The following is a 25,844-nucleotide window of genomic DNA, read 5'->3' as shown; positions in this document are numbered from 1 at the left end:
TGCTACACTGCGCACCTGAATTTTTCCCTGTGGTGTGCCCGTGGCTCAAAACTCCGTATTTCTTCCTGAACAATTCCTGGCGCAGATGCGCGAGGCGCTTCCTTCTCACCTGTCGTTAGACGATTTTATCGCCGCCTGCCAGCGTCCGTTACGCCGGAGTATTCGCGTCAACACGCTGAAAATCAGCGTCGATGATTTTCTGGCGCTGGTCGCTCCGTACGGCTGGCAGCTTACGCCGGTACCGTGGTGCGCTGAGGGGTTCTGGATAGAACGCGATGACGAAGCTTCACTGCCGCTGGGCAGTACCGCTGAACATCTGAGCGGTCTGTTCTATATTCAGGAAGCCAGCTCGATGCTGCCGGTTGCCGCCCTGTTTGCCGATGGCAATTCGCCAGAGCGCGTAATGGATGTTGCCGCCGCGCCCGGCTCAAAAACCACCCAAATTGCCGCCCGTATGGGTAATCAAGGGGCGATCCTCGCCAACGAGTTTTCCGCCAGCCGCGTGAAGGTGTTGCATGCCAACATCAGCCGCTGCGGTATTCATAATGTTGCCCTGACGCACTTCGACGGACGCGTGTTTGGCGCCGCCCTGCCGGAAGCCTTCGACGCCATTCTGCTGGACGCCCCCTGCTCAGGCGAAGGGGTGGTGCGTAAAGATCCCGATGCGTTAAAAAACTGGTCAGTTGAGAGCAACCTTGAGATCGCGGCCACGCAGCGAGAGCTGATCGACAGCGCATTCCATGCCCTGCGCCCCGGCGGCACGCTGGTTTATTCGACGTGCACCTTAAACCGCGATGAGAACGAAGATGTCTGCCTGTGGCTGCAAGCGCAATATCCGGATGCGGTCGAGTTTCTGCCGCTCGACGATCTGTTCGCCTCAGCACAGGAGGCTGTCACCCCGGAGGGGTTCCTCCATGTTTTCCCGCAGATTTACGACTGCGAAGGGTTCTTTGTGGCGCGTCTGCGTAAAACGCAGGCGGTGGCTCCCCTGCCCGCACCTAAATTCAAGGTCGGTAACTTCCCGTTTTCCCCCCTTAAAGGTCGAGAAACCGCACAGCTTGAAGCCGCCGCTAAAAAAGCGGGACTGGTCTGGGATGAGAGCCTGCGCCCCTGGATGCGTGATAAAGAGATATGGCTGTTCCCCGCACAGATCGAGCCGCTCATCGGAAAGGTCCGTTTTTCCCGAATCGGGATCCGCCTGGCGGAAGTGCATAATAAAGGGTATCGCTGGCAGCATGAGGCCGTAATCGCCCTTGCCGGACGCGAGAATACCTTTGCCCTGACGCATCAGGAAGCCGAAGAGTGGTACCGTGGTCGCGATGTCTATCCGGAGAGCACGCCATCAGGCGATGAAGTGATTGTGACGTATCAGGGATACCCGCTGGGCCTGGCAAAAAAGGTCGGCTCAAGGCTGAAAAACAGCTATCCACGCGAGCTGGTTCGGGACGGTCGGCTTTTTACCGGTAACGATCGCACGGATTGATAAAAAGCGCATTTTTTTACTGGCGATTTTGCTCTCTTTGTCTACGATCAAAAATGGGTGGCCACACTGGTCATACCAGATTTTTGACAACCGACCCGGAGAGCACTATGACGAAAACCAGCGTGCGTATTGGCGCTTTTGAGATCGACGACGCAGAGCTGCGCGGCGAAGCACAAGGCGATCGAACGTTAAGTATTCCCTGCAAATCCGACCCGGATTTGTGCATGCAGCTTGATGCATGGGATGCAGATACCAGCGTCCCGGCAATACTTGATGGCGAACATTCAGTCCTTTACCGTGAGCATTACGATAGTAAAACCGATGCCTGGGTCATGCGTCTTGCCTGACCTAAAGAGAACCCGCCCGAAGGCGGGTTATTTATTACTGCAGCTGAGCCAGCGTAAAGTAACCGTCAAATACGGCACCCGTATCAATGTAGTGGAGATTGTCAAAATCATACCTTCTGTCGACGGGCGTATGTCCGAACCAGAAATGATCCGCGCCGCTGATGCCCTCTCCTTTACCCACCATAAACCCCATCAACCGATCGCGGTTCCATAAGACGCGCTGGTCACTGACCGGTTTTTGCCAGCGGTATTCCGCGGCCGGATAATCAGCATGGGCAATCACATTAAGACCGTTCGCACAGGTTATCTCGATGACATGCGGTAAGTCGCGACAGGCGTCGAGCAACGACAGCGCAAGCCGTTGCCGATCGCGTTCAAGATGCGAAAACCACATTCCGCCATTCATCATCCAAAGAGAAAAATCTTTATTATCCAAACCGTCGAGCGCCATTTGCTCATGGTTTCCCCGCACGGCACGAAACCATTTTTCATTAATTAACTGCAGGCATTTAACGCTATCAGGGCCACGATCGATCATATCCCCGACAGAAATAAGTAAATCCTCATACGGATTAAAATGACGGCGTTTAAGTTCATCCATAAGCCACTGGTAGCAACCGTGTATATCGCTGACAACCCAGACGTGACGCCACATTCCACCTTCAATTCGCTGATACATAGCACCTCCTTTAAACAGTATAGCTGCCGCAGAAAAGTCGACAGACAGGCGTAGTCATCACGAAATCAAACAAACGGTAAACCAAACAGAAATAAAGATCCTCGCGCTATTAATCCCCTTTTCCTGGCTCTTTAGAATAAGGGCAGAAAAAAAAGAGGGGTCTTCACGTGTCTAATACGCACCTGCATAACGATGTTTTCTATCCGCATCGCACAAATATTATTTCCGAGCTGGTGAACGGCAAACGCGTTCCGGGGCCGATCTGGCGCAAACGCGAATATCGCCTGAAGTTCCTGTTACGTTCGCTGGTGTTCTGGTCTTCTACACATCGCATGCTGGAAACCCTTTCGGGTCGCGACGATTTTGACAGGCTGCTGGCCTCTCAAATTACATTGCCGAGCAAGACCCACCGGCAGTACCTGATGCGCGGCCTGACGGCTAACGATCGCGCCGACGCTATCGTTAATCATTATTACTGGATTGACAGCCTGAAAGAGAGCGGTCTCGCCCAGGCCCTGACCAGCCCGCAGGAACAAGCCGTTGCGCAGTTCCATGCAAAAGACGGTGTAACCTATACGGTCAATGCTTCCTCTGCGGGGAAAGCCGAGCGCGAAGGCGAAAGCACGTTGTGGCTACGCGACAACGAGGACACGCTGCTGGCCAGCCTGACCTTTAGCGTCGCGCGCAGCAATGGTCAGCAAGTCATGGTGATTGGCGGGCTTCAGGGACCCCGCCGCTGCGTATCGCGAGACGTCATTAAACAGGCCACCCGCGCCTGTCATGGTCTTTTCCCCAAACGGGTATTGATGGAAGTCCTCTTCCAGCTGGCTGCGCAGTCATCCGTCCGGGCGATTTTTGCCGTCAGCGATGAGGGTCACGTTTTCCGCGCGTTGCGGTATCGCCTGAGCAAAGGTCGCCATTTCCATGCCAGCTACGATGAATTTTGGGCATCGCTGGACGGTAAAAAGCTCTCGGCCTTCTGCTGGCAGCTGCCGCTACAGATGGAGCGTAAATCGCTTGAAGAGATCGCCAGTAAAAAACGTGCCGAATACCGCCGCCGCTTTGAGCTGCTTGATGAAATAGAGGTATCCGTTAAGTCCCACTTTTAGCCTGGCTGGCGTCTTCGCTCACTGCATAGTGGATGCAATCTATTTATAGGATGAATAATAAAGCAGCGTACTATTGCGCAGGGCGAGTGCGCTCAGTTAGCATTGCGCGAAATGATACCGGCGAATGCGTTGGAAAAAGCGCAATGTGGGCGCAAAAATGAGGGACTTCGGTAATGATCTATGACTGCTTCTTATATTACGATGAAGATATGCTTCTCGAAATCAGGCTGAACACGCTAGCGGACGTTGTCGATCGCTTCGTTATCGTTGAGTCAACGCATACCTTTACCGGTAAAAAGAGGCAGCTGCATTTTGACATTAATAAATACAGTCAGTTTAAAGATAAAATTATCTACGTTGTGCATGATAAAGAACCGATTACGAAAGCCGCTGAAGAATCACATCCGGCCCGAGAGGTGATCCCGGGTTTGCCAGAGGGAATGGTAGTGGATGCGTGGGCAAATGAAGCCGCGCAGAGGAATGCCATCATGCAGGGTTTGTCCCATGCCAGCGATGATGATTTGATTTTAGTTTCCGATGTGGACGAGATATTTTCACCTCAGGTAGTAGCATCGATAAACCCCAAAAAGCTCTGCACAACTATTTATCAGAATTTTTATAATTATCAGTTTAACCTGCAGGTTTTTAATACAGATAACACGCCAAGAAAATGTAAATTACCGAGAGCCACCCAGTATAAAAATCTCGTTAACTTCTTTGGCGGTGAACCTGAATCATTCAGGAATCTTAAACGCACCCGAAGTGTTAAAAACTGGTCCTGGCTAAAGTGGAACTGGTTCAAGATTAACAACCGCATCATTGAAAATGGTGGGTGGCATTTCTCATGGGTGATGACACCCGAGCGCATCTCAGAAAAAATGTCGACCATTTCCCATACTGAATACGATCTCCCTGAGTTTAACAACCCGGAACACATCATGAAGGTCATTAAAAACGCGGAAGATATCTGGGGGCGGGACAGGACGTTAATCAAGCAAGAGCTAACGGTTGAAAACTTCCCTGAGTACATTGTCCAACACAAAGACAAATTCAGCGCGTTCATTATTTAACTTAAGGGTTGCCCTTTCGAACGTCAGAAGGCGTTTGCTCAGCGGTCGCTCGGCCACAAAATTTTAACAAAGATCCCAAAAAACCCTGGACGCACGCGGTCCTGAGTATGTTATGGTTTAGAGAGGATATGGAAAGTTCGAGAAAGTTTCGGGTGATGTCGAGTCAGTACCGAAAAATGCTTTGAAAAACATACAGATAAAAAGAGACCGAATACGATTCCTGTATTCGGTCCAGGGAAATGGCTCTTGGGAGAGAGCCGTGCGCTAAAAGTTGGCATTAATGCAGGCTAAGTCGCCTTGCCTTTTAAGAATAGATGACGACGCCAGGTTTTCCAGTCCACAGCTAAAGCGGTCGGAAAAAAAGCGCCAGAGCATCATTAAATGTGAAAAACCGCAGTGCTTTCGCAAGCATCTGCGGTTTTTTATTGGAAACCCGAACGTTAGCAGAGCTTGTCGGCGCGCTCGATAAACGGTGCCAGACTCATTTTTTGTCCCGGATGCGACGGGTCATCGATCTGAATAATGCTAATCGGCTGTCCGCTGCTTTTACCGCTGGCTACCTGCTGCTCTGCGATATCATTCAGCGGATATTGCACCAACGTGCTCGGGTTGATCGCATACAGCGCATGGCCCGGACGGCAGGTCAGCATCACCTCTTCGCGATTGAAAGCCCATTTGTCCTTACCCACTTCAAAACGGCTGACGGTGATAACCTGCGGTGCGGCAAGCGCGCTCCCCGTACAGGCCAGCAAGATGAGAGAAAGTACTGTCTTTTTCATATGATATTTAACCTTATCAGAAGGGTTCCCAGGTGGCGAACAGACTGACCGTTGCCAGCACCAGCGCTCCCAGCACCACTTCTGCCTGCGTCATCCTGATAAAAATCTGTTGTGCTCGCCCGCTCTCCGGACGAAACCGTGGCACCAGAAAATACCGATTTGCCAGCGCAATTACCACCATCAACGCCACCAGCGCACATTTGAACAACAAAAACTGTACGTAACCAGCCTGCCAGGGAATATGGACACCCAGTATCATGAGCGCATTGATCGCTCCGCTGAGCAGCACGCCCGCGACAGCGTAATGGCCCACGCGCGAAAAGCGCATCATGGTATAAATGGCGGCATTCTGCCAGCGTCCTTTAGCCAGGCGCATGCAGAACAGCAGAGGCAGTAATCCGCCAAGCCAGGTTGCGGCGCAGATCAGGTGAAAAGCATAATTAAGACGCTGCAACGCCCCTATCGGACCGTCGTTCATTGCCGCGTGCCCTACCCCAGCCAGCAGGATAAGCTGGCCCATCGTAAGCAACAGCAGCCGCGAACCTTTCAGCGGTGCGAGCCATGCTGCGCCGACCGTGATCGCAGCGAGTATGATTTGCCACAGCCAGACGCCGCCAAACTGCGTCCTCATTACGCCGTACCAGACCTGCGGGGCAAACACATCTCCCCAGCCGTTACCCATCAGTCCGCCCTGAAGCATAAACATCAGGAGCGCAGCGGCCAGACTCATTAAGGCCGCAACTTTCTGCTGCAGCTGAAATCGCCGGGACATCAGGCGGTGGAGAGAGGAAGGCGCAAACCAGACGCTGTAAAGCGCGTTGCCAAAAACAAGCATCAGCGCCCCGAAATGGATAAAGCGCAACCCGATATAACACAGCGCCAGCATGCTATTTCACGCTAAAGTGATAGCTGCCTTTGGTTTTATGGCCGTCTACGGAGACGACATGCCAGTCTACCTGGTACGTCCCTGACGTCAGCGTTTGTTCCAGCGGAACGGTGAGTTGCGCCTTGTTCTTTTCGTCGCGCGTGGCGGTTCCCGTTTTGATGACCTGCTTTTGCGCATCCGTTACCACCACACCGCTAAACCCCGGTTCGATGCCTTCTGAAAAATTCAGCGTAAGTGCCTGCGGAGCGCTCACCACGCTGTCCGCTGCCGGTCTCTGCTGTTTAAGATGTGCATGTGCCAGCGCGGAGGGCGCCATCATTGTCGAGGCCACAAAAACCAGTGCGCATACCGCGCGGGAGGCGGAGAAACCCATCGCAATCATTCCTTTTTGTTATGTCTGTATGCTAAAGAATAACGCTGTATAATAAACGAGTCGAGGATCATCCTGCCTCCGCTTGTCATCGTCGTGCAATCGCGGTAACGTTGCCGCCGCAGAAAAAGGAGAAGGTAATGAAGATCAATCTGGCCGCCCTTCCGCAGGACGAGATGGATAAAGTGAATGTCGATCTCGCTGCCGCTGGCGTCGCGTTCAAAGAGCGTTACAACATGCCTGTCGTGGCTGAAGTCGTTGAACGGGAACAACCCGCCCATCTGCGCGACTGGTTTCGCGAAAGATTAATCGCCCACCGTCTCGCCTCGGTTAACCTCTCCCGTTTACCGTACGAACCTAAAGTTAAATAAGCTTAACGAGTCGTTACACTTCCTTACGCGGAATCTGGCAGGATAAGAAAACCCTGATAAATTTAGGTGTATTCTTAAATCCCTGCGACTCAGTGTATAAGGAAGTCACGATGTCACATTGGAACATAGCGGCAGCCCAGTATGGCGGGCTGCATCAGAGTGTGAATGACCATGTTACGCACCACCTGCGCTTCATCGCCGAAGCCGCACGGCAGGGGTGCGATCTGCTGGTCTTCCCTGAACTCTCCTTAACGGGCTCTGGCGCGCCGACGCTACCTCCCCCACCCGATGACGCACAGCTGGAGCCGCTGCTTAACGCGGCACATTTTTACCAGATTACCGTTATTGCAGGACTCCCTCTGGAACAGGATGGGCAGAGACAGAAAGGTCTTGTGCTGTTTTCGCCTGCTTGCCATCGCATTTTGCGCTATCCGCAAGGGCGCGGAGCCAGCCTGGTGCCGGGGGACAAGCACCTTAGCATCATTGATGCACATCCCGATTCTCCCAATCTCGATCCCAGAGCAACGCTTGTTACCAGCTGCCAGTCGGTGGGGGAAAATCGCTGGCGGCAGTCCATCAGTAACCTGCAGCGCTTCGCGCATAAATATGCTATCGCGGTGCTGATGGCGAACGCCTGCGGCGGCAGCGCGCTGTGGGATGATAAAGGCCAGCTGATCGTCCGCGCGGATAAGGGCGAGCTTCTGGTGACCGGCAGGCTCGGCGGCGAGGGTTGGCAAGGCGATATCATTCCTTTAGGCTAGGCGTTTTAAGCTCAGGAGTTTTCAATGCTGCGCGTCATCGATACCGAAACTTGCGATCTTCAGGGCGGAATAGTGGAAGTGGCCTCTGTCGACGTGGTTGATGGTAAAATCGTCAACCCAATGAGCCATCTGGTGCGTCCCGATCGCCCCATCAGCCCCCAGGCGATGGCTATCCATCGCATTACCGAATCGATGGTGGCGGATAAGCCGTGGATCGAAGAGATCATTCCGCACTACTACGGTAGCCCGTGGTACGTCGCGCATAACGCCAGCTTTGACCGCCGGGTCCTACCTGAAATGCCGGGCGAATGGATTTGCACAATGAAGCTGGCGCGTCGTCTCTGGCCGGGCATTAAATACAGCAATATGGCGCTGTACAAGTCCCGCAAGCTCAGCGTTCGTACCCCTGAGGGGCTTCACCATCACCGCGCCCTGTATGACTGCTATATCACCGCCGCGTTGCTGATTGATATTATGAATATCTCAGGCTGGACACCGGATGATATGGCGACGATCACCGGACGCCCCGCGTTACTGACCACATTTACCTTTGGTAAATATCGCGGGAAGCCGGTGTCCGAGGTAGCGGACAAAGACCCGGGCTATTTGCGCTGGCTGTATAACAACCTCGACAGAATGAGTCCGGAACTGCGCTTAACGCTGAAACATTATCTGGGCGACGCTTAACCCTCCGCACGGCCTGGCAGCGTGTCCTGCGCCAGGCCAATCAGGAAGGCATATTCCAGGGCAACCCCTTCGTAGGATTTAAATCGTCCCGATTTCCCGCCGTGTCCGGAGTCCATATCGGTACACAGCAGCAGCAGATTGTCATCGGTTTTCAGCTCCCGCAGCTTTGCCACCCATTTTGCCGGCTCCCAGTACTGTACCTGAGAATCATGCAAACCGGTGGTGACCAGCATGTGCGGGTAGGCTTTCGCCTCCACGTTGTCGTACGGGCTGTACTCTTTCATATAGCGGTAGTACATCTCATCCTGCGGATTCCCCCACTCCTCAAACTCCCCGGTGGTAAGAGGGATAGATTCATCGAGCATGGTCGTGACCACATCGACAAACGGTACCTGCGCGACAATCCCCTTAAAGCGGTCGGGACGCTGGTTGATAACCGCCCCCATCAGCATGCCGCCCGCGCTGCCTCCCATGCCAAAGCAGAGTTGCGGATCGCCATAGCCCTGCTCAATTAGCGCATCGCAGACGTCGAGATAATCATTGAAGGTGTTTTTCTTTTTCAGGAATTTCCCGTCTTCATACCAGTGTTGGCCCAGCTCACCGCCGCCGCGAATATGGGCTATGGCGAAAACAAAACCGCGATCGAGCAGGCTTAATCGGCTGCTGCTGAAATCGGCGTCCATGCTTGAGCCATACGACCCGTAGCCGTAAACCAGGATCGGGTTTTTGCCTTTCTGGAAATGGGCTTGGTGATAGACGAGCGAGACGGGGACCTCAACGCCATCCCGGGCGGTGACCCAGAGGTGCTCGCTGCGGTAGTTTTCAGACTCAAAACCTTTTACCTCGGTCTGTTTAATCACCTGGCGCTGCCCGGTATCCATGTCCAGCTCAAACAGGGTGTCCGGTGTGGTCATGGATGAGTAGCCGTAGCGCAACCGCGATGATTCGGGTTCGGGATTGAATCCAATCCACGTCACATAGGCCGGGTCGTCGAACGCAATCCCCACCACTTCCCGCGTTTTGCGGTTGATTTGCCGGATACTGGTCAGCCCGCGCTGGCGCTCTTCCACCACCAGCCAGTCGGTAAACAGGGTGAACCCTTCCAGCATCACCTGATCCCGCGCGGGGATAAGCACCTCCCACTTGCGCTCATCGCGCACTTTGGTTTTATAGAGACCAAAGTTTTTGCCCTCACGATTGGAGCGCAAATAAAAGCTGTGCTGGAAATGATCCAGGCTGTACTCGTGATCCTTGCGGCGCGGCAGGAAACAGAGCGGCTGGGCGTCAGGCAGTTCGGCATCCAGCAGCAGAACTTCCGACGTCGTCGCGCTGGCAAGGAAGATAATCACATAGTGGCGCGAGGAGGTTTTATGCAGGCTGACATAGAACGTTTCGTCTTTCTCTTCATAGACCAGCTCGTCGTCTGCGGAGTCCGTTCCCACGGTGTGCCGCCATACCTGATAAGGCAGTAGCGTCGAGGCGTGCTTTTTGACGTAGTAAACCGTCTCGGAATCATTCGCCCAGACAAAATCCGGGGACACATTTTCCAGCATTTCCGGATACCAGTTGCCGCTCTCCAGATTGCGAAACCGCAGGCCGTACTGACGGCGGGAGAGATAATCCTCCGCAAGCGCCATCACCGCATTGTCAGGCGAAATGGACATGCCGCCCAGGGTATAAAACTCGCTGTGGGCCGCGCGCTGGTTGGCATCCAGCAGAATATCCCACTCGTCCCATTCGGCGCTTAACACCGACTGACGCTGGTAGATGGGATACTCATTGCCGGGCTCGTAAATATGGCGATAGCGATAGCCGTTTTTGGTCCAGGGCGCGGAGATATCGCGCTGAGGAATACGCTGCACCATTTCATTCAGCAGCTGGTCCTGAAGCGTCTGCTGGCTGGACATGACCTTGCGGCCATAGTCGTTTTCCTCGTGCAGGTAGTCGAGCACCTCTGGCCGGGAGCGCGAATCGTCCCGTAGCCAATAATAGTTGTCTATACGCGTATCGCCATGCGTGGTGATCGCATAAGGTATACGTCGGGCTTTCGGTGGCATGTCATCATTCTTTTTCGTTTTACACCCTATAAGGTTGGCAAAACCCACGCATGATGCAAGCGAAACAGGGTCGCAACGGCGAGAACTATCCCTGTAACGCCTGTTTTTGTTCCCGGATATCCCGCTCAATGCCTTCGCGCACGTCTTGTGGGATCTTTAACGCATCGCCCAGGGCATTAAGGTAGCTCCGCTCCATAAAGTGATCGATATCGATGGCGGCACAGCTGAGGAAATAGAGTTCAAGCGCCTCTTCCTCATTTTTCACGCTTTGCGCCAGACGCTGCGGCTCCAGAGGCTGTTCGATGGCCTGCGCCACCAGCGTTCTGCCCTTCTCTTCAACGCCGGCTTCACGCAGTTGCTGCTCGATCGCCAGTCGTTCCTTATCGTCGATATGTCCGTCACTTTTCGCGGCAAAGACCAGCGCCAGGATCAGCCGTTCGGTACGCAGATCCAGCGGCGAGGTGTGCTCGCCGTAGTGTGGTTCATCACTGTGCGCGGTCCTAACCCTGTCCTTGTATTTGTTCCACAGGACGGTACCCGCAATGGCGCCCCCACCGGCCAGCAGTGCGCCTGTCCCGTACTTTGCCAGCAGCTTGCGCGAGGATTTATTCGCGACCAGCAGGCCTGCCAGCCCGCCGAGCGCCCCGGGTACCAGCAGTTTGCTCAGGTCCCGCTCGCCAGACGATGTTTTCTGCCCTAACAGGGATTGCAATTGATTTAGCCAGCCAGACATGATTTCCCTCACTTAACGGTGAACATGATCCACAGCGTAAGCGAGCAGGCGTCAGGAAATGTCTGGACGGGCTAAAGAAGCGCAAATTTCTTCTCCCCTCACCTGGCCGTGTACAAGACAGACGCAAACGTTTTCGTTTATACTGCCCGCAACTTTTTCAGGGGGATTGTTATGATTCGTTTAGGAACTGCGCTGCGACCTGCGGCGACGCGAGTGATGCTGTTGGGATCGGGCGAGCTGGGGAAAGAAGTCGCCATTGAGTGCCAGCGTTTAGGCGTGGAAGTGATTGCCGTGGACCGTTACGCCGACGCGCCAGCCATGCACGTCGCCCATCGTTCTTATGTGATTAACATGCTGGATGGCGATGCCCTTCGCGAGCTGATTACGCGCGAGAAACCTGATTTTGTCGTGCCGGAAATTGAAGCCATTGCCACCGATACGCTGATCGCGCTTGAGCAGGAAGGCCAGCGCGTGGTGCCCTGCGCGAAAGCCGCAAAGCTGACCATGAACCGCGAAGGCATTCGTCGCCTGGCGGCCGAAGAGCTGGGATTGCCCACGTCGAGCTATCGTTTTGCAGGCGATAAGGCGGCATTCCTGCAGGCCGTTGAGGAGATTGGTTACCCGTGCATCGTTAAGCCGGTGATGAGCTCCTCCGGTAAAGGACAGAGCTTTATTCGCGACAGCAGCACGCTGGAAAAGGCGTGGGAGTACGCCCAACAGGGGGGCCGCGCAGGCGCCGGTCGCGTCATCGTCGAAGGCGTCGTGAAGTTTGATTTTGAGATCACCCTGCTGACCGTCAGCGCCGTTGACGGCGTCCATTTCTGCGACCCGATTGGCCACCGCCAGGAAGATGGCGATTATCGCGAATCCTGGCAGCCGCAGCAGATGAGCGCCCTGGCGCTGGAGCGTGCGCAGGCGATCGCCCGTAAAACCGTCCTGGCGCTGGGCGGCTATGGCCTGTTCGGCGTGGAGCTGTTTGTGTGCGGCGACGAGGTGATTTTCAGCGAAGTCTCCCCTCGCCCGCATGACACCGGCATGGTCACGCTCATTTCGCAGGATCTCTCCGAGTTCGCCCTGCACGTACGCGCCTTCCTCGGCCTGCCCGTCGGCGGTATCCGTCAGTACGGCCCGGCCGCCTCGGCGGTGATCCTGCCGCAGCTAGCCAGCCAGAACGTTACGTTTGATAACGTTGACGCGGCGGTGGGTGCCGGGTTGCAGGTACGTTTGTTCGGTAAGCCGGAGATCGACGGAACCCGCCGTCTTGGCGTGGCGTTAGCCACCGGGGATAACGTTGACGACGCCGTGGCGAGAGCCAAAGCGGCCGCTGCGAGCGTCAAGGTTGCAGGATAAAAAAACGGGCCGTAAGGCCCGTTTTTCATGCGACGAGAGACTTACTGCTTCGCGCCTTCCACCGCTTCGCGAGCAAGTTTTGTGATGCGATCCCAGTCGCCCGCTTCCAGCGCATCCGCCGGAACCAGCCATGAGCCACCGATGCACAGGACACTTTTCAGTGCCAGGTAGTCACGGTAGTTGGCAGGAGAGATGCCGCCCGTCGGGCAGAAGCGTACCTGAGAGAATGGACCCGCAATCGCCTGCAGCGCTTTGGTGCCGCCATTCGCTTCAGCCGGGAAGAATTTGAACTCTTTCAGACCGTAGTCCATGCCCAGCATCAGTTCGGAGACGGTGCTGATACCCGGGATCAGTGGAATAGTGCCTTCGGTCGCGGCTTTCAGCAGCGACTCGGTCAGACCCGGGCTGATGGCAAACTGTGCGCCCGCTTCGGTCACTTCAGCCAGCTGTTTTGCGTTCGTCACGGTACCCGCACCGATGATGGCGTCCGGCACTTCTTTGGCAATCGCGCGAATGGCATCCATTGCGCAGGCGGTGCGCAGGGTCACTTCCAGAACGCGAACGCCACCCGCAACCAGCGCTTTCGCCATCGGTACAGCGTGCTCCAGCTTGTTTACCACGATAACCGGCACGACAGGGCCAGTGGTCAGGATTGATTCTGCACTTGTTTTCCAGTTTTTCATCAGAGTTTTCTCTCGCCAGATCGTTAAAATCAAGTCGTCTTAAAACGTAATACAGGTTGCGCCCTGCTCCGCACCGGAGAGTTTCTCACGCAGCGCGCTGAACATTTCGCGTCCGGTCCCCACGCGCGATGCGCTCAGGTCAGGAATATGGGGCTGACGTGCCGCCAGCTCGGCGTCATCGACCAGCAGGGTTAACTCACCTGTCTGACCGTTCACGCGGATCGTGTCACCGTCACGCACTTTCGCCAGTAAACCGCCGTCGTAAGCTTCAGGCGTCACGTGGATGGCTGAAGGCACTTTACCGGATGCCCCAGAGAGGCGTCCATCGGTTACTAACGCAATTTTGAAACGGCGGTCCAATAATACACCAAGTGGGGGCATAAGTTTATGTAATTCTGGCATCCCGTTGGCTTTAGGCCCCTGGTGGCGCACCACCACCACGCAGTCTTTATCAAGCAGGCCGGCGTCAAAGGCGGGTAATACGTCGTGCTGGCTTTCAAACACCACCGCCGGCGCTTCGATAATCTGGTTCTCTTCCGGTACGGCAGAGGTTTTCATCACCGCGCGACCGAGGTTGCCGCTCAGCACTTTGGTGCCACCGTGAGGAGAGAACGGTTTGTCGATAGTGGCGATAACCTGCGCATCAAGAGACGCGCTCGCCCCATCACGCCAGTCCAGCTCGCCGTTGTTCAGCCACGGCTCCTGGGTGTAGCGCTGCAGGCCAAAGCCAGCCACGGTATTCACGTCTTCATGCAGCAGACCGCCCTTCAGCAGCTCGCGCATCAGCAGCGGTACGCCGCCAGCGGCCTGGAAGTGGTTAATATCCGCCGGACCGTTCGGGTAGAGGCGTGCCATCAGCGGCACCACGGAAGAGATCTCGGAGAAGTCATCCCAGTTAATCAGAATGCCCGCCGCACGCGCCATAGCCACCAGGTGCATGGTGTGGTTGGTTGACCCCCCGGTTGCCAGCAGCGCGACAATCCCGTTGACGATGACTTTTTCATCGACCATTTTACCCATCGGCATCCATTCGTTGCCGTTTCCGGTCAGACGCGTAACCTGACGGGCCGCGGCCTCGGTCAGCGCCTTGCGCAGCGGCGCATCCGGCTGGATAAAGGACGAGCCCGGAAGCTGCATCCCCATAAACTCCACCACCATCTGGTTAGTGTTAGCCGTACCGTAGAACGTACAGGTCCCCGGCGCATGATAGGACGCGGCTTCCGCCTCCAGCAGCGCCTGACGGTCTGCTTTCCCTTCCGCGTACAGCTGGCGGATACGCACTTTTTCTTTGTTCGGCAGACCGCTTGCCATTGGACCGGACGGCACGAAGATAGCAGGCAGATGCCCAAACGACAGCGCCGCCATCACCAGACCCGGGACAATTTTGTCGCACACGCCGAGATAAAGCGCGCCATCAAACATGTTGTGTGACAGGCCAACCGCTGCGGACATGGCAATCACTTCGCGGCTCAGCAGGGAGAGCTCCATACCGTCCTGTCCCTGGGTTACGCCGTCGCACATGGCGGGTACCCCACCCGCGACCTGGCCCACCGCATTCACGCTGTGCAGCGCTTTACGGATGATGTCCGGGTAAACCTCATAGGGCTGGTGAGCGGAGAGCATATCGTTATAGGCAGTAATGATGGCGATATTGTTACGCAACATGCTTTTCAGCGATGCTTTATCGTCAGGCTGGCAGGCGGCGAAGCCGTGCGCCAGATTCCCGCAGGCCAGCTGAGATCGGTGAACGGTGTTGCTCTTTGCCTGTTCAATCCTGGCGAGGTAGGCCGAACGGGTCTCTTTCGAGCGCTCAATAATGCGTTGTGTTACGCGTAACAATGTCGGATTCATAAAAGCTCCTCTCATTTATCTGTCCGGGCTCGGGAGTTTACAAAGTCGCTGGCAGTTGTTAACAACGCTGAAACGCTTGCTGTCCGGAGCTCAGGGGCAAAATCACTTCCGGCAGTGTAATAAAAAAAGCTCCGCGGGTGAATCCACACGGAGCTTAAAAGTTGAAAATTGTGCCACTAGCTGTGTTAGATCATGTTACCGGTAAAATAACACTTTCGGGCTAGCTGATTATCTTACTCAAACTCGTTCCAGGAGCGGCCATCGCGGGTGATCATCGCCACCGACGCGACAGGTCCCCAGGTGCCCGCCTGATACGGTTTTGGCGCATCCTGATCGGCAGCCCAGGCTTCGGTGATGGAGTCGACCCATTTCCATGCTTCTTCCACTTCATCGCGGCGCACGAACAGCGCCTGAATACCGCGCATGGTTTCCAGCAGCAGACGCTCGTAAGCATCGGCCAGGTGCGTCTGGTTGAAAGTTTCGGAATAGCTCAGATCCAGCTTGGTGGTCTGCAGGTTGTGTTTATGATCCAGGCCCGGCACTTTGTTCAGGATCTGGATATCCACGCCCTCGTCCGGCTGCAGACGAATGGTCAGTTTATTCTGCGGCAGTTCCTGCCAGGACTCTTTGAACAGGTTCAGTTCCGGGTTCTTAAAGTAGACAACCACTTCGGAACATTTGGCCGGCAGACGCTTACCGGTGCGCAGGTAGAACGGAACCCCCGCCCAACGCCAGTCGTCGATATCCACGCGGATCGCCACGAACGTCTCGGTGTTGCTGGACTTGTTCGCGCCCTCTTCTTCCAGGTAGCCTGGCACTTTTTTGCCTTGCGCAAACCCGGCGGTGTACTGGCCGCGAACGGTCTTCTCGCGCACGTTGGAGCGGTCGATGCGGCGCAGCGACTTCAGCACTTTCACTTTGGCGTCGCGGATGCTGTCAGCCGTCAGGTCAGACGGAGGAGACATGGCAATCATGCACAGAATCTGCAGCAGGTGGTTCTGGATCATGTCGCGCATCTGACCGGCCTGGTCAAAGTAACCCCAGCGACCTTCAATCCCCACCTCTTCCGCCACGGTGATTTCCACGTGGTCGATAGTGCGGTTGTCCCAGTTATTCACAAACAGGGAGTTAGCAAAACGTAGCGCCAGCAGGTTCAGAACCGTCTCTTTACCGAGGTAGTGGTCGATACGGTAGACCTGGCATTCTTCAAAGAACTCGCCCACCTGGTCGTTGATTTCGCGCGAGGTTGCCAGCGACGTACCCAGCGGCTTCTCCATCACGACGCGCGCCGGTTTGGCGTTCAGTTTGGCTTCGCCCAGACCTTTGCAAATGGCGCCGAAGGTGCTTGGCGGCATGGCGAAATAGTTAATGGTGACACGGTTTTTCTGATCCAGCATCGCGCCCAGGCGGGCGAATGCGCTGACGTCATTCACGTCCAGGTTGCAGAAATCGAGGCGTCCACTCAGGGTATCCCACAAACTTTCATCAATTTTTTCTTTCATGAAAGTTTCGAGCGCCTCGCGGACGACTTTGGTATAAGCGTCCTTGTCCCAGTCGGCGCGCCCAACACCCAGGATACGGGTATCCGGATGAATTTGGCCCGCTTTCTCCAGTTGATACAGGGAAGGCAGCAATTTTCGGCGTGCAAGATCGCCTTTCGCGCCGAAAATGACCAGGTCACATGCCTGGGCTGTTTGCGTTACCGCCATGTCATTCTCCTCAGTTGGATCACCTGGTGCTTCTGCCAGGTATCGTTGTAATTTTATTACAATGCACTGTACTGCTTTTACGTCATTCCCGAAACCATTAGCGCTTATCGTCGCGTGCGATACCGCGATTTTTCACCCTTCGGATGATTTCGACGGCTTAATGACGCAACAACCGTCGTTTCTTTGCGCAACAGGGTCATAGCAAAACCCGACATCGATCAAGTAATGAAAAAAAACAACAACATTATCTTGTCGATTGTTACCCTTAATGGAAGCCACAAGGGTAATATCGGCTAAATCGAATCTCGATTTCATCAATTTATGAAATCGTTTACACCCATGAGCGTCCTGTTAACATGAACATGCTGGAAAAAATCCAGTTTCAACTGGAACACCTTAGCAAATCCGAGCGAAAAGTGGCCGAGGTCATTATGGCCTCCCCCGCTCAGGCGATTCATTCAAGCATCGCCGCTCTGGCACAGGAAGCGGGTGTTAGCGAACCCACGGTCAATCGTTTTTGCCGCAGTCTGGAAACGCGCGGCTTTCCTGATTTTAAACTGCATCTGGCACAAAGTCTGGCTAACGGCACCCCTTATGTTAATCGTAATGTGGATGAAGACGACAGCGTTGATGCCTATACCACGAAAATTTTTGAGTCGGCCATGGCTTCGCTTGACCACGTCCGTCAGTCTCTGGACATGAGCTCTGTAAATCGCGCGGTGGATTTACTCACCCAGGCCAAGCGAATTGCGTTCTTTGGGCTCGGGTCGTCGGCGGCCGTAGCGCATGACGCCATGAACAAATTTTTCCGCTTTAACGTTCCGGTTATTTATTCCGATGACATTGTGCTGCAACGCATGAGCTGTATGAATTGCAGTGAAGATGACGTCGTGGTACTGATTTCGCATACCGGCCGCACCAAAAGTCAGGTTGAGCTGGCGCAACTTGCCCGTGAAAACGATGCCATGGTGATTGCCCTCACTACAGCCGGCACGCCGCTGGCGCGAGAGGCAACGCTGGCAATCACCCTCGACGTGCCGGAAGACACAGACATTTATATGCCGATGGTCTCCCGACTGGCCCAGCTCACCGTGATTGACGTGCTGGCGACCGGTTTTACCCTACGTCGCGGGGCAAAATTCCGGGATAACTTGAAGCGGGTCAAGGAAGCGCTGAAGGAATCGCGTTTTGATAAAGAATTGCTTATAAAGAGCGATGTTCCCTGATAGTTGATAACGAATACGTCACGAATAATGACGATGTAACGATTTACGGCATTCGGTCCCCTCGCCGCTGCCTTGCAGCAGATGAAGGCCGATTCAATGTTCACGCAACACCAAAGTTGTTTCAGTCAACGGAGTATTACATGTCCAGAAGGCTTCGCAGAACCAAGATCGTAACCACCTTAGGCCCGGCCACCGATCGCGATAATAATCTCGAAAAAATTATCGCCGCCGGTGCCAACGTGGTGCGTATGAACTTCTCTCACGGTACGCCAGAAGACCATAAATTACGTGCCGATAAAGTGCGTGAAATTGCAGCAAAATTGGGCCGCCACGTTGCTATCCTCGGCGATTTGCAGGGTCCAAAAATCCGTGTATCGACCTTTAAAGAGGGTAAAGTTTTCCTCAATATCGGCGACAAATTCCTGCTTGATGCCAACCTGGGCAAAGGCGAAGGCGATAAAGAGAAAGTTGGTATCGACTATAAAGGCCTGCCGGCTGACGTGGTGCCTGGCGATATCCTGCTGCTCGACGACGGTCGCGTACAGCTGAAAGTGCTGGAAGTTCAGGGCATGAAAGTGTTCACCGAAGTCACCGTTGGCGGCCCGCTCTCCAACAATAAAGGCATCAACAAACTGGGTGGCGGCCTCTCAGCAGAAGCGCTTACCGATAAAGACAAAGCGGACATCGTAACTGCCGCGCTGATCGGCGTTGACTACCTGGCCGTCTCCTTCCCGCGCTGTGGCGAAGATCTTAACTATGCGCGTCGCCTGGCACGTGATGCAGGCTGCGATGCTAAAATCGTCGCTAAAGTTGAACGCGCGGAGGCCGTTTGCGATCAGGATGCCATGGACGATGTGATCCTCGCCTCTGACGTTGTCATGGTTGCGCGTGGTGACCTGGGCGTGGAAATCGGCGACCCTGAGCTGGTCGGTATCCAGAAAGCGCTGATTCGTCGCGCACGTCAGCTGAACCGCGCGGTGATCACCGCCACTCAGATGATGGAATCGATGATCACCAACCCAATGCCAACCCGTGCGGAAGTTATGGACGTGGCCAACGCCGTGCTGGACGGTACGGATGCGGTGATGCTCTCTGCGGAAACCGCTGCGGGCCAGTATCCGGCAGAAACCGTGGCCGCCATGGCGCGCGTCTGCCTGGGCGCTGAAAAGATCCCAAGCATCAACGTCTCTAAACATCGTCTGGACGTGCAGTTCGACAACGTGGAAGAAGCGATTGCGATGTCTGCGATGTACGCGGCAAACCACCTGAAGGGCGTTACCGCGATCATCACCATGACCGAATCTGGCCGCACCGCGCTGATGACCTCTCGTATCAGCTCTGGCCTGCCAATTTTCGCCATGTCCCGTCACGAACGTACCCTGAACCTGACGGCGCTGTACCGCGGCGTGACGCCGGTTCACTTCGACAGCACCAATGATGGCGTAGCTGCAGCGCACGATGCCGTAAACCTGCTGCGCGACAAAGGCTATCTGGTGTCCGGTGATATCGTTATCGTGACCCAGGGCGATGTGATGAGCACCATCGGCTCAACCAACACCACGCGCGTTATGACCGTCGAGTAATAACGTTTGTGTTAAAAAGCCCTCTCCGTCTGGAGAGGGCTTTTTTTATTTCCTCGGATAAAGCTCTTTGCGTTTGTAGGGCTCTGTTTCACCCGGTTTACGCGTTTTAAGCAGCTTCAAAATCCACGTGTACTGTTCGGCATGCGGCCCCACCAGGATCTCCACCTCTTCGTTCATTCGACGCGCGATGGTGTGGTCGTCCGCGGTGAGCAGATCGTCCATCGGCGGACGGACCTCAATACTCAGGCGATGCGTTTTGCCGTCATAGACCGGGAATAGCGGGATCACGCGGGCACGACAGACTTTCATCAGTCGACCAATCGCGGGAAGCGTCGCTTTATAGGTCGCAAAGAAATCGACAAACTCGCTGTGCTCTGGGCCGTGGTCCTGATCCGGGAGATAGTAGCCCCAGTACCCCTGACGTACCGACTGAATGAAGGGCTTAATGCCATCGTTACGCGCATGCAAACGTCCGCCAAAACGACGACGCACCGTGTTCCAGACAAAATCGTAGATTTTATTTCCCTGGTTATGGAACATCGCCGCCATTTTCTGGCCCTGAGACGCCATGAGCATCGCCGGAATATCAACGCCCCAGCCGTGGGGGACAAGGAAAATCACTTTCTCGTCATTGCGACGCATCTCCTCGATGATGTCCAGCCCTTTCCAGTCAACGCGATCGACGATTTTATCCGGCCCTTTCAGCGCCAGTTCCGCCATCATCGCCATTGCCTGCGGGGCAGTGGTATACATCTCATCAATAATTGCCTCACGTTCGGCGTCGCTTTTCTCAGGAAAACAGTAGTAGAGGTTAATCTGCGCGCGGCGGCGAGCGCTCTTGCCTAAACGCCCGGCCAGACGGCCAATTTTCCCCAGAACTGGGTCTCGGACGGAAGCCGGCAGCAACGCCATCCCCGCAAAGGCGTAAACACCAAGCCAGGCGCCCCAGTTGCGCGGATGGCGGAAGGACTTTTCAAACTCAGGAATGTATTCAATATTGTTTTTTTTGGTTTCCATGCTGGATCCAGGGTCTGATGACGCAAAATTTTATTCAGATAGTGTAGCGAGGCAGTCGTCCCCGCACAAAAGAAAAAGCCGGCGTCAGTGTGCGCCGGCTTTTTTAACAAAAACAGAGGGCTTAGTTCAAGCTCAGCTGCGGTATCACCTCTTTCACCTGCGCCAGATAATCAGTACGATCTTTACCTGTCAGGCCTTCGGTGCGCGGCAGTTTCGCCGTCAGCGGGTTTACTGCCTGTTGGTTGATCCACACTTCATAGTGCAGATGCGGGCCGGTGGAGCGTCCGGTATTGCCGGAAATCGCGATACGGTCACCACGCTTCACCTTCTGGCCCGGTTTGACCAGCAGCTTGCGCAGGTGCATGTATCGGGTCGTATAAGTACGACCATGACGTACCGCGACATAATATCCGGCGGCACCGCTACGCTTGGCCACCACCACTTCGCCATCCCCTACCGCCAGTACCGGCGTACCCTGCGGCATGGCAAAGTCAACGCCACGGTGCGGCGCGACGCGCCCGGTTACCGGGTTCAGACGACGCGGGTTAAAGTTAGAGGAGACGCGGAACTGTTTTGCCGTCGGGAAGCGCAGGAAGCCTTTCGCAAGGCCCGTACCGCTGCGATCGTAGAACTTACCGTCTTCGGCACGAATCGCGTAATAATCTTTACCCTCAGAGCGCAGTCGGACGCCCAGCAGCTGGCTTTGCTCGCGCTTGCCGTCCAGCATCTCGCGTGACATCAGGACGGAGAACTCATCGCCCTTCTTCAGCTTGCGGAAATCCATCTGCCACTGCATGGCTTTGATCACCGAACTGATTTCAGCGCTGGTCAAGCCTGCATCGCGCGCGCTGGAGACAAAGCTCGCACCCACGGTGCCTTTCAGAACGCTGTTAACCCAGTCACCCTTCTGCATTTCGCTGGTCATCTTGAAACCGTTTGCAGTGCGATCGTAGGTGCGGGTTTCGCGGCGGGACATTTCCCAGGTCAGACGCTGGAGATCGCCATCCGCCGTTAATGTCCATGAGAGCTGCTGTCCGATTTTCAGATTACGAAGATCTTTATCCGCAGCCGCCAGCTGGCTGATATTGCCCATGTCGATGCCGTACTGGTTCAGCACGCTGCTCAGCGTGTCACCGGTAGACACTACATATTCGTGGATACCCGCTTCGTTCTCGGTTTTATCGTCCAGTTCATCCTGCGGGATAGCTTCATCTTCCTGAGCCGCCTGGTCGATAGGCTCACTGGCTTCAGGCAGCAAAGAACGGATTTCGCTCTTTTCAAGCTCAATGGTTTTGATGATAGGGGCAGAACTCGGGTGGTACACATAGGGCCGCCAGACGGCGACCGCTAAGGTGAGTACTGTAAGCGACCCCAGCATAACGCGGTGGGGTCGAGGCAGATTGTTAAATGCCAGGGCGACAGAGCGGGCTATCTGTTGCACGTATTCACTTCCTCGTTATTCTCCTTTCAGGCAGCTCGCATACTGGTTCGCCAGTTGGCTGAGGAACTGCGAATAGCTCGCTTTGCTCAACTGGATATTCGTACCTAGCGGGTCAAGGGTTCCCATGCGCACGGATGTTCCCCTGGCCACGGCTTCTACGACCGCTGGCCTGAACTGTGGCTCAGCAAAAACGCATGTCGCTTTCTGCTCAACCAGCTGTGTTCTGATTTCATGTAAACGCTGCGCACCAGGCTGAATTTCAGGGTTGACGGTGAAGTGGCCCAGCGGGGTCAAACCGTAGTGTTTTTCGTAATAGCCGTAGGCGTCATGAAAAACGAAATACCCTTTTCCTTTCAACGGTGCGAGCTCATTACCCACCTGCTTATCGGTTGCGGCTAATTGTGCCTCAAAATCCTTCAGGTTGGCGTCTAGTTTGGCTCGACTTTGCGGCATAAGTTCCACTAATTTGTCATGGATTGCAACCGCTGAAAGCCGCGCTATCTCTGGGGATAACCAAAGATGCATGTTGTACTCGCCGTGATGGTGATCTCCATCACCTTTTTCACCGTCTGCAGCATGGTGGTCATGTTCGTCGCCGTCGTCATCCGCCCCTTTCATGAGCAACGGTTTCACGCCGGGGAGGTCGGCAATCGCGACCTGTTTTTCACCCGCCACCTGTTTTGCTGACTTCTGCATGAACGCTTCCATTTCAGGACCAATCCAGACGACTAAGTCCGCGTTTTGCAAGCGTTTTACATCTGACGGGCGCAGGGAATAGTCATGCTCAGATGCACCATCAGGGAGCAGAACCTGGGTCTCCGTTACGCCGTCTGCAATGGCGGACGCGATGAATCCAAGTGGCTTAAGCGAAGCGACAACCGCAGCGTTAACATCTTGTGCGGTTGTCCCCCAAAGGGCAGCAGATAATGCTGCGAAAAGAAGCGTATTTTTATGTAACATAATGCGACTAATCATCGTAGTGAATGCGTGGAATGTGATATTATAACATTCGTTGACTTCTTCAAGCTTAAAATGACATGACGACATTGGTTTCTCTTGAAAATATTTCGGTCTCATTTGGCCAGCGCCGCGTCCTCTCTGACGTGTCGCTGGATCTGAAGCCCGGCAAAATTCTGACGCTTCTCGGCCCCAATGGCGCAGGTAAATCCACCCTGGTACGCGTGGTGCTGGGTCTGGTCGCACCCGATGAAGGCGTGATTAAGCGCGAGGAAAAATTGCGTATTGGCTATGTACCGCAAAAACTTCATCTCGACGCCACGCTGCCGCTGACGGTCAGCCGTTTCCTGCGTCTGCGCCCCGGCACGCGTAAAGCCGATATTCTCCCGGCACTGAAACGCGTGCAGGCGGGCCATCTTGTCGATGCGCCCCTGCAAAAACTCTCCGGCGGTGAAACTCAGCGTGTTTTACTTGCCCGCGCGCTGCTGAGCAGCCCGCAGCTTCTGGTTCTGGATGAGCCGACTCAGGGTGTGGATGTTAATGGTCAGGTTGCGCTTTATGATTTGATCGACCAGCTACGTCGAGAGCTCGATTGCGCAGTGCTGATGGTGTCTCACGATCTCCATCTGGTGATGGCAAAAACCGACGAAGTGCTGTGCCTCAACCATCATATCTGCTGCTCAGGTACGCCTGAAGTCGTCTCCATGCATCCGGAATTCATCTCTATGTTTGGCCCTCGCGGCGCCGAGCAGCTTGGCATTTATCGCCATCATCATAATCATCGCCATGATTTGCAGGGACGAATCGTACTGCGTCGGGGAAATGGACACTCATGATTGAACTGTTACTGCCCGGCTGGCTGGCCGGGATTATGCTTGCCTGTGCCGCGGGCCCGCTCGGCTCGTTTGTGGTATGGCGCAGAATGTCTTACTTCGGTGATACCCTGGCCCACGCGTCCCTGCTGGGCGTGGCTTTTGGCCTGCTGCTTAACGTCAACCCGTTCTATGCGGTGATTGTAGTCACGCTGCTGCTGGCGGCCGGTCTGGTCTGGCTGGAAAAACGCCCTCACCTCGCCATCGATACCCTGCTTGGCATCATGGCGCACAGTGCCCTGTCTCTGGGCCTGGTGGTGGTCAGCCTGATGTCGAACATCCGCGTGGATCTGATGGCCTACCTCTTCGGTGACCTGCTGGCTGTGACGCCGGAGGATCTCATCGCTATAGCCATTGGCGTGCTGGTGGTGCTCGCTATTCTGCTCTGGCAGTGGCGGAATTTACTGGCCATGACCGTCAGCCCGGACCTGGCGTTTGTCGACGGCGTGAAGCTGCAGCGCGTTAAGCTGCTGCTGATGCTGGTGACGGCGTTAACCATTGGCGTAGCGATGAAGTTTGTCGGCGCGCTGATTATTACGTCGCTGCTGATCATCCCTGCCGCTACGGCGCGTCGTTTTGCCCGTACGCCTGAGCAGATGGCCGGTGTGGCCGTGATCGTCGGGATGATTGCGGTAACGGGTGGACTCACCTTCTCGGCGTTCTATGACACGCCTGCGGGGCCGTCCGTGGTGCTGAGTGCGGCGGTGTTGTTTATTTTCAGTATGATGAAAAAGACCGTAAATTAATATGGAGGGCACTGAGCCCTCACCCTGCCCCTCTCCCACCGGGAGAGGGAATTAAGGATTACGGCATTGCTGGTGGAGTAATGCCGAAATGATTCCACGCCCGCACCGTTGCCATACGTCCACGCGGGGTGCGCTGCAGGAAACCCTGCTGAATCAGATACGGCTCCAGCACATCTTCAATCGTCTCACGCTCTTCCCCGATTGCCGCCGCCAGATTATCCAGCCCGACCGGGCCACCGAAGAACTTGTCCAGCACCGCCAGCAGCAGCTTGCGGTCCATGTAGTCAAAACCTTCGGCATCGACGTTCAGCATGTCCAGCGCCTGGGCTGCAATCTCGGCGGAAATCGAACCGTTGTGCTTCACCTCAGCAAAGTCACGCACGCGGCGCAGCAGGCGGTTGGCGATACGCGGCGTACCGCGGGAACGCTTCGCCACTTCAAACGCGCCCTCTTCGCTCATTTCCAGCCCCATATAGCGGGCGCTGCGGCCAACGATGTGCTGGAGATCGGCAACCTGATAAAATTCCAGACGCTGCACGATCCCGAAACGGTCGCGCAGTGGAGAGGTCAACGACCCGGCTCGCGTCGTTGCGCCAATCAGGGTAAACGGCGGCAGATCGATTTTGATGGAGCGCGCGGCCGGACCTTCGCCGATCATGATATCCAGCTGGTAATCTTCCATCGCCGGATAGAGCACCTCTTCTACCACCGGTGAGAGACGGTGGATCTCATCGATAAACAGCACGTCATGCGGCTCGAGGTTGGTCAGCATGGCCGCCAAATCGCCCGCCTTCTCCAGCACCGGGCCGGAGGTGGTGCGCAGGTTAACGCCCATCTCATTGGCGACGATATTCGCCAGCGTGGTTTTGCCTAAACCGGGAGGGCCAAAAATCAGCAGGTGATCGAGCGCATCGCCGCGCAGCTTTGCCGCCTGGATGAAAATCTCCATCTGGGAACGAACCTGCGGCTGGCCAATGTACTCATCAAGCAGTTTTGGGCGAATCGCGCGATCCACCACATCCTCTGCCTGAATAGTGCCTGCCGAAACCAGGCGGTCTGCTTCAATCATCCTTTACC

At 55.2% G+C, this 25,844-nt stretch carries 25 protein-coding genes; 12 read left to right on the top strand and 13 right to left on the bottom strand.

Annotated elements, in window-relative coordinates; translation table 11 throughout:
- Positions 1 to 40 precede the first annotated feature (40 nt).
- A complete protein-coding gene (gene rsmF, locus F0319_RS07450) occupies positions 41 to 1,483 on the top strand; it encodes a 16S rRNA (cytosine(1407)-C(5))-methyltransferase RsmF (RefSeq protein WP_149366584.1) in 1,443 nt (480 codons plus the stop codon).
- Positions 1,484 to 1,590: 107 nt separating this feature from the next.
- Positions 1,591 to 1,830 carry a YebV family protein gene (locus F0319_RS07445; protein WP_008500472.1) on the top strand — a complete coding sequence of 80 codons (240 nt, stop codon included), beginning with the start codon at positions 1,591 to 1,593 and terminating at the stop codon, positions 1,828 to 1,830.
- A 34-nt stretch (positions 1,831 to 1,864) separates the two neighbouring features.
- Here F0319_RS07445 and pphA read toward each other — a convergent pair whose 3' ends face one another.
- Entirely contained in the window at positions 1,865 to 2,509 is a 645-nt protein-coding gene (gene pphA / locus F0319_RS07440; protein WP_149366583.1) for a protein-serine/threonine phosphatase, read from the bottom strand.
- Between the two features lie 167 nt (positions 2,510 to 2,676).
- Between pphA and F0319_RS07435 the strand changes: the two genes are divergently transcribed.
- Both F0319_RS07435 and F0319_RS07430 read left to right on the top strand, forming a co-directional pair.
- Complete coding sequence (locus tag F0319_RS07435) at positions 2,677 to 3,618, top strand: VirK/YbjX family protein (protein WP_133294682.1); 942 nt, start codon at positions 2,677 to 2,679, stop codon at positions 3,616 to 3,618.
- Positions 3,619 to 3,791: 173 nt separating this feature from the next.
- Positions 3,792 to 4,688, top strand: coding sequence for a glycosyltransferase family 17 protein (locus tag F0319_RS07430; RefSeq protein ID WP_149366582.1), 897 nt, complete (start codon positions 3,792 to 3,794; stop codon positions 4,686 to 4,688).
- A 440-nt stretch (positions 4,689 to 5,128) separates the two neighbouring features.
- Here F0319_RS07430 and F0319_RS07425 read toward each other — a convergent pair whose 3' ends face one another.
- Genes F0319_RS07425 through yobA form a run of 3 tightly spaced genes read right to left on the bottom strand, consistent with a single transcriptional unit; the run spans position 5,129 to position 6,726 of the window.
- Positions 5,129 to 5,467 (bottom strand): YebY family protein, encoded by a 339-nt coding sequence (locus tag F0319_RS07425; RefSeq protein ID WP_111964807.1) that lies wholly within the window; start codon positions 5,465 to 5,467, stop codon positions 5,129 to 5,131.
- A gap of 16 nt (positions 5,468 to 5,483) precedes the next feature.
- Positions 5,484 to 6,353 (bottom strand): copper homeostasis membrane protein CopD, encoded by an 870-nt coding sequence (copD, locus tag F0319_RS07420; protein WP_149366581.1) that lies wholly within the window; start codon positions 6,351 to 6,353, stop codon positions 5,484 to 5,486.
- Position 6,354: 1 nt separating this feature from the next.
- On the bottom strand, positions 6,355 to 6,726 hold the full coding sequence (yobA, locus tag F0319_RS07415) for a CopC domain-containing protein YobA (RefSeq protein WP_111964809.1): 372 nt from the start codon (positions 6,724 to 6,726) through the stop codon (positions 6,355 to 6,357).
- A gap of 137 nt (positions 6,727 to 6,863) precedes the next feature.
- On the opposite strand from yobA, the gene F0319_RS07410 reads away from it, so the two are divergent.
- The 3 genes from F0319_RS07410 to exoX all read left to right on the top strand — a co-directional run bounded on the left by F0319_RS07410 (position 6,864) and on the right by exoX (position 8,542).
- Positions 6,864 to 7,094 carry a DNA polymerase III subunit theta gene (locus F0319_RS07410; protein WP_008500465.1) on the top strand — a complete coding sequence of 77 codons (231 nt, stop codon included), beginning with the start codon at positions 6,864 to 6,866 and terminating at the stop codon, positions 7,092 to 7,094.
- A gap of 110 nt (positions 7,095 to 7,204) precedes the next feature.
- The gene (locus F0319_RS07405) at positions 7,205 to 7,855 is read left to right on the top strand and encodes a carbon-nitrogen hydrolase family protein (RefSeq protein WP_149366580.1); all 651 of its coding nucleotides are present in this window, start codon (positions 7,205 to 7,207) and stop codon (positions 7,853 to 7,855) included.
- Positions 7,856 to 7,879: 24 nt separating this feature from the next.
- The gene (exoX, locus tag F0319_RS07400; RefSeq protein ID WP_010432611.1) at positions 7,880 to 8,542 is read left to right on the top strand and encodes an exodeoxyribonuclease X; all 663 of its coding nucleotides are present in this window, start codon (positions 7,880 to 7,882) and stop codon (positions 8,540 to 8,542) included.
- Here exoX and ptrB read toward each other — a convergent pair.
- Together ptrB and F0319_RS07390 are read right to left on the bottom strand one after the other, a co-directional pair.
- Positions 8,539 to 10,599 carry an oligopeptidase B gene (ptrB, locus tag F0319_RS07395; protein ID WP_111964811.1) on the bottom strand — a complete coding sequence of 687 codons (2,061 nt, stop codon included), beginning with the start codon at positions 10,597 to 10,599 and terminating at the stop codon, positions 8,539 to 8,541. The two genes, exoX and ptrB, sit on opposite strands and share 4 nt — an antisense overlap.
- Positions 10,600 to 10,684: 85 nt before the next feature.
- Positions 10,685 to 11,332 carry a tellurite resistance TerB family protein gene (locus F0319_RS07390; protein WP_111964812.1) on the bottom strand — a complete coding sequence of 216 codons (648 nt, stop codon included), beginning with the start codon at positions 11,330 to 11,332 and terminating at the stop codon, positions 10,685 to 10,687.
- A gap of 171 nt (positions 11,333 to 11,503) precedes the next feature.
- Here F0319_RS07390 and purT point away from each other — a divergent pair, with 171 nt between their 5' ends.
- A complete protein-coding gene (purT, locus tag F0319_RS07385; RefSeq protein WP_149366579.1) occupies positions 11,504 to 12,682 on the top strand; it encodes a formate-dependent phosphoribosylglycinamide formyltransferase in 1,179 nt (392 codons plus the stop codon).
- Between the two features lie 41 nt (positions 12,683 to 12,723).
- Here the strand turns inward: purT and kdgA are convergent, their stop codons facing one another.
- The 3 genes from kdgA to zwf form a co-directional block, all read right to left on the bottom strand.
- Positions 12,724 to 13,365 carry a bifunctional 4-hydroxy-2-oxoglutarate aldolase/2-dehydro-3-deoxy-phosphogluconate aldolase gene (kdgA, locus tag F0319_RS07380; protein WP_063409039.1) on the bottom strand — a complete coding sequence of 214 codons (642 nt, stop codon included), beginning with the start codon at positions 13,363 to 13,365 and terminating at the stop codon, positions 12,724 to 12,726.
- Between the two features lie 39 nt (positions 13,366 to 13,404).
- Positions 13,405 to 15,216 carry a phosphogluconate dehydratase gene (gene edd / locus F0319_RS07375; protein WP_115875686.1) on the bottom strand — a complete coding sequence of 604 codons (1,812 nt, stop codon included), beginning with the start codon at positions 15,214 to 15,216 and terminating at the stop codon, positions 13,405 to 13,407.
- Positions 15,217 to 15,449: 233 nt separating this feature from the next.
- Positions 15,450 to 16,925, bottom strand: a complete 1,476-nt coding sequence (zwf, locus tag F0319_RS07370; RefSeq protein ID WP_008500457.1) for a glucose-6-phosphate dehydrogenase — start codon at positions 16,923 to 16,925, stop codon at positions 15,450 to 15,452.
- 356 nt (positions 16,926 to 17,281) lie between these two features.
- Between zwf and F0319_RS07365 the strand changes: the two genes are divergently transcribed.
- Together F0319_RS07365 and pyk are read left to right on the top strand one after the other, a co-directional pair.
- Positions 17,282 to 18,151 (top strand): MurR/RpiR family transcriptional regulator, encoded by an 870-nt coding sequence (locus tag F0319_RS07365; protein WP_115875687.1) that lies wholly within the window; start codon positions 17,282 to 17,284, stop codon positions 18,149 to 18,151.
- A gap of 140 nt (positions 18,152 to 18,291) precedes the next feature.
- A complete protein-coding gene (gene pyk / locus F0319_RS07360; protein ID WP_008500455.1) occupies positions 18,292 to 19,734 on the top strand; it encodes a pyruvate kinase in 1,443 nt (480 codons plus the stop codon).
- Positions 19,735 to 19,779: 45 nt separating this feature from the next.
- On the opposite strand, the gene lpxM is transcribed toward pyk, so the two are convergent.
- The 3 genes from lpxM to znuA all read right to left on the bottom strand — a co-directional run bounded on the left by lpxM (position 19,780) and on the right by znuA (position 23,152).
- Positions 19,780 to 20,751 (bottom strand): lauroyl-Kdo(2)-lipid IV(A) myristoyltransferase, encoded by a 972-nt coding sequence (gene lpxM, locus F0319_RS07355; protein WP_029741765.1) that lies wholly within the window; start codon positions 20,749 to 20,751, stop codon positions 19,780 to 19,782.
- Positions 20,752 to 20,872: 121 nt separating this feature from the next.
- On the bottom strand, positions 20,873 to 22,192 hold the full coding sequence (gene mepM / locus F0319_RS07350; protein ID WP_045326742.1) for a murein DD-endopeptidase MepM: 1,320 nt from the start codon (positions 22,190 to 22,192) through the stop codon (positions 20,873 to 20,875).
- Positions 22,193 to 22,207: 15 nt separating this feature from the next.
- The gene (gene znuA / locus F0319_RS07345) at positions 22,208 to 23,152 is read right to left on the bottom strand and encodes a zinc ABC transporter substrate-binding protein ZnuA (RefSeq protein WP_127732807.1); all 945 of its coding nucleotides are present in this window, start codon (positions 23,150 to 23,152) and stop codon (positions 22,208 to 22,210) included.
- 77 nt (positions 23,153 to 23,229) lie between these two features.
- Here znuA and znuC point away from each other — a divergent pair, with 77 nt between their 5' ends.
- Positions 23,230 to 23,985, top strand: a complete 756-nt coding sequence (gene znuC, locus F0319_RS07340; RefSeq protein WP_023312233.1) for a zinc ABC transporter ATP-binding protein ZnuC — start codon at positions 23,230 to 23,232, stop codon at positions 23,983 to 23,985.
- Positions 23,982 to 24,767 carry a zinc ABC transporter permease subunit ZnuB gene (gene znuB / locus F0319_RS07335; RefSeq protein WP_149366578.1) on the top strand — a complete coding sequence of 262 codons (786 nt, stop codon included), beginning with the start codon at positions 23,982 to 23,984 and terminating at the stop codon, positions 24,765 to 24,767. The genes znuC and znuB overlap by 4 nt, the downstream gene beginning before the upstream one ends.
- Positions 24,768 to 24,825: 58 nt before the next feature.
- On the opposite strand, the gene ruvB is transcribed toward znuB, so the two are convergent.
- Complete coding sequence (ruvB, locus tag F0319_RS07330; RefSeq protein ID WP_045372540.1) at positions 24,826 to 25,836, bottom strand: Holliday junction branch migration DNA helicase RuvB; 1,011 nt, start codon at positions 25,834 to 25,836, stop codon at positions 24,826 to 24,828.
- Positions 25,837 to 25,844: the final 8 nt, after the last annotated feature.

This window comes from Enterobacter vonholyi (genome assembly GCF_008364555.1).
In the GTDB taxonomy this organism is placed as follows: Bacteria; Pseudomonadota; Gammaproteobacteria; order Enterobacterales; family Enterobacteriaceae; genus Enterobacter; species Enterobacter vonholyi.
The sequence above is the reverse complement of the archived record's forward strand: the minus strand, read 5'-3'. Positions and strand labels throughout refer to the sequence as shown.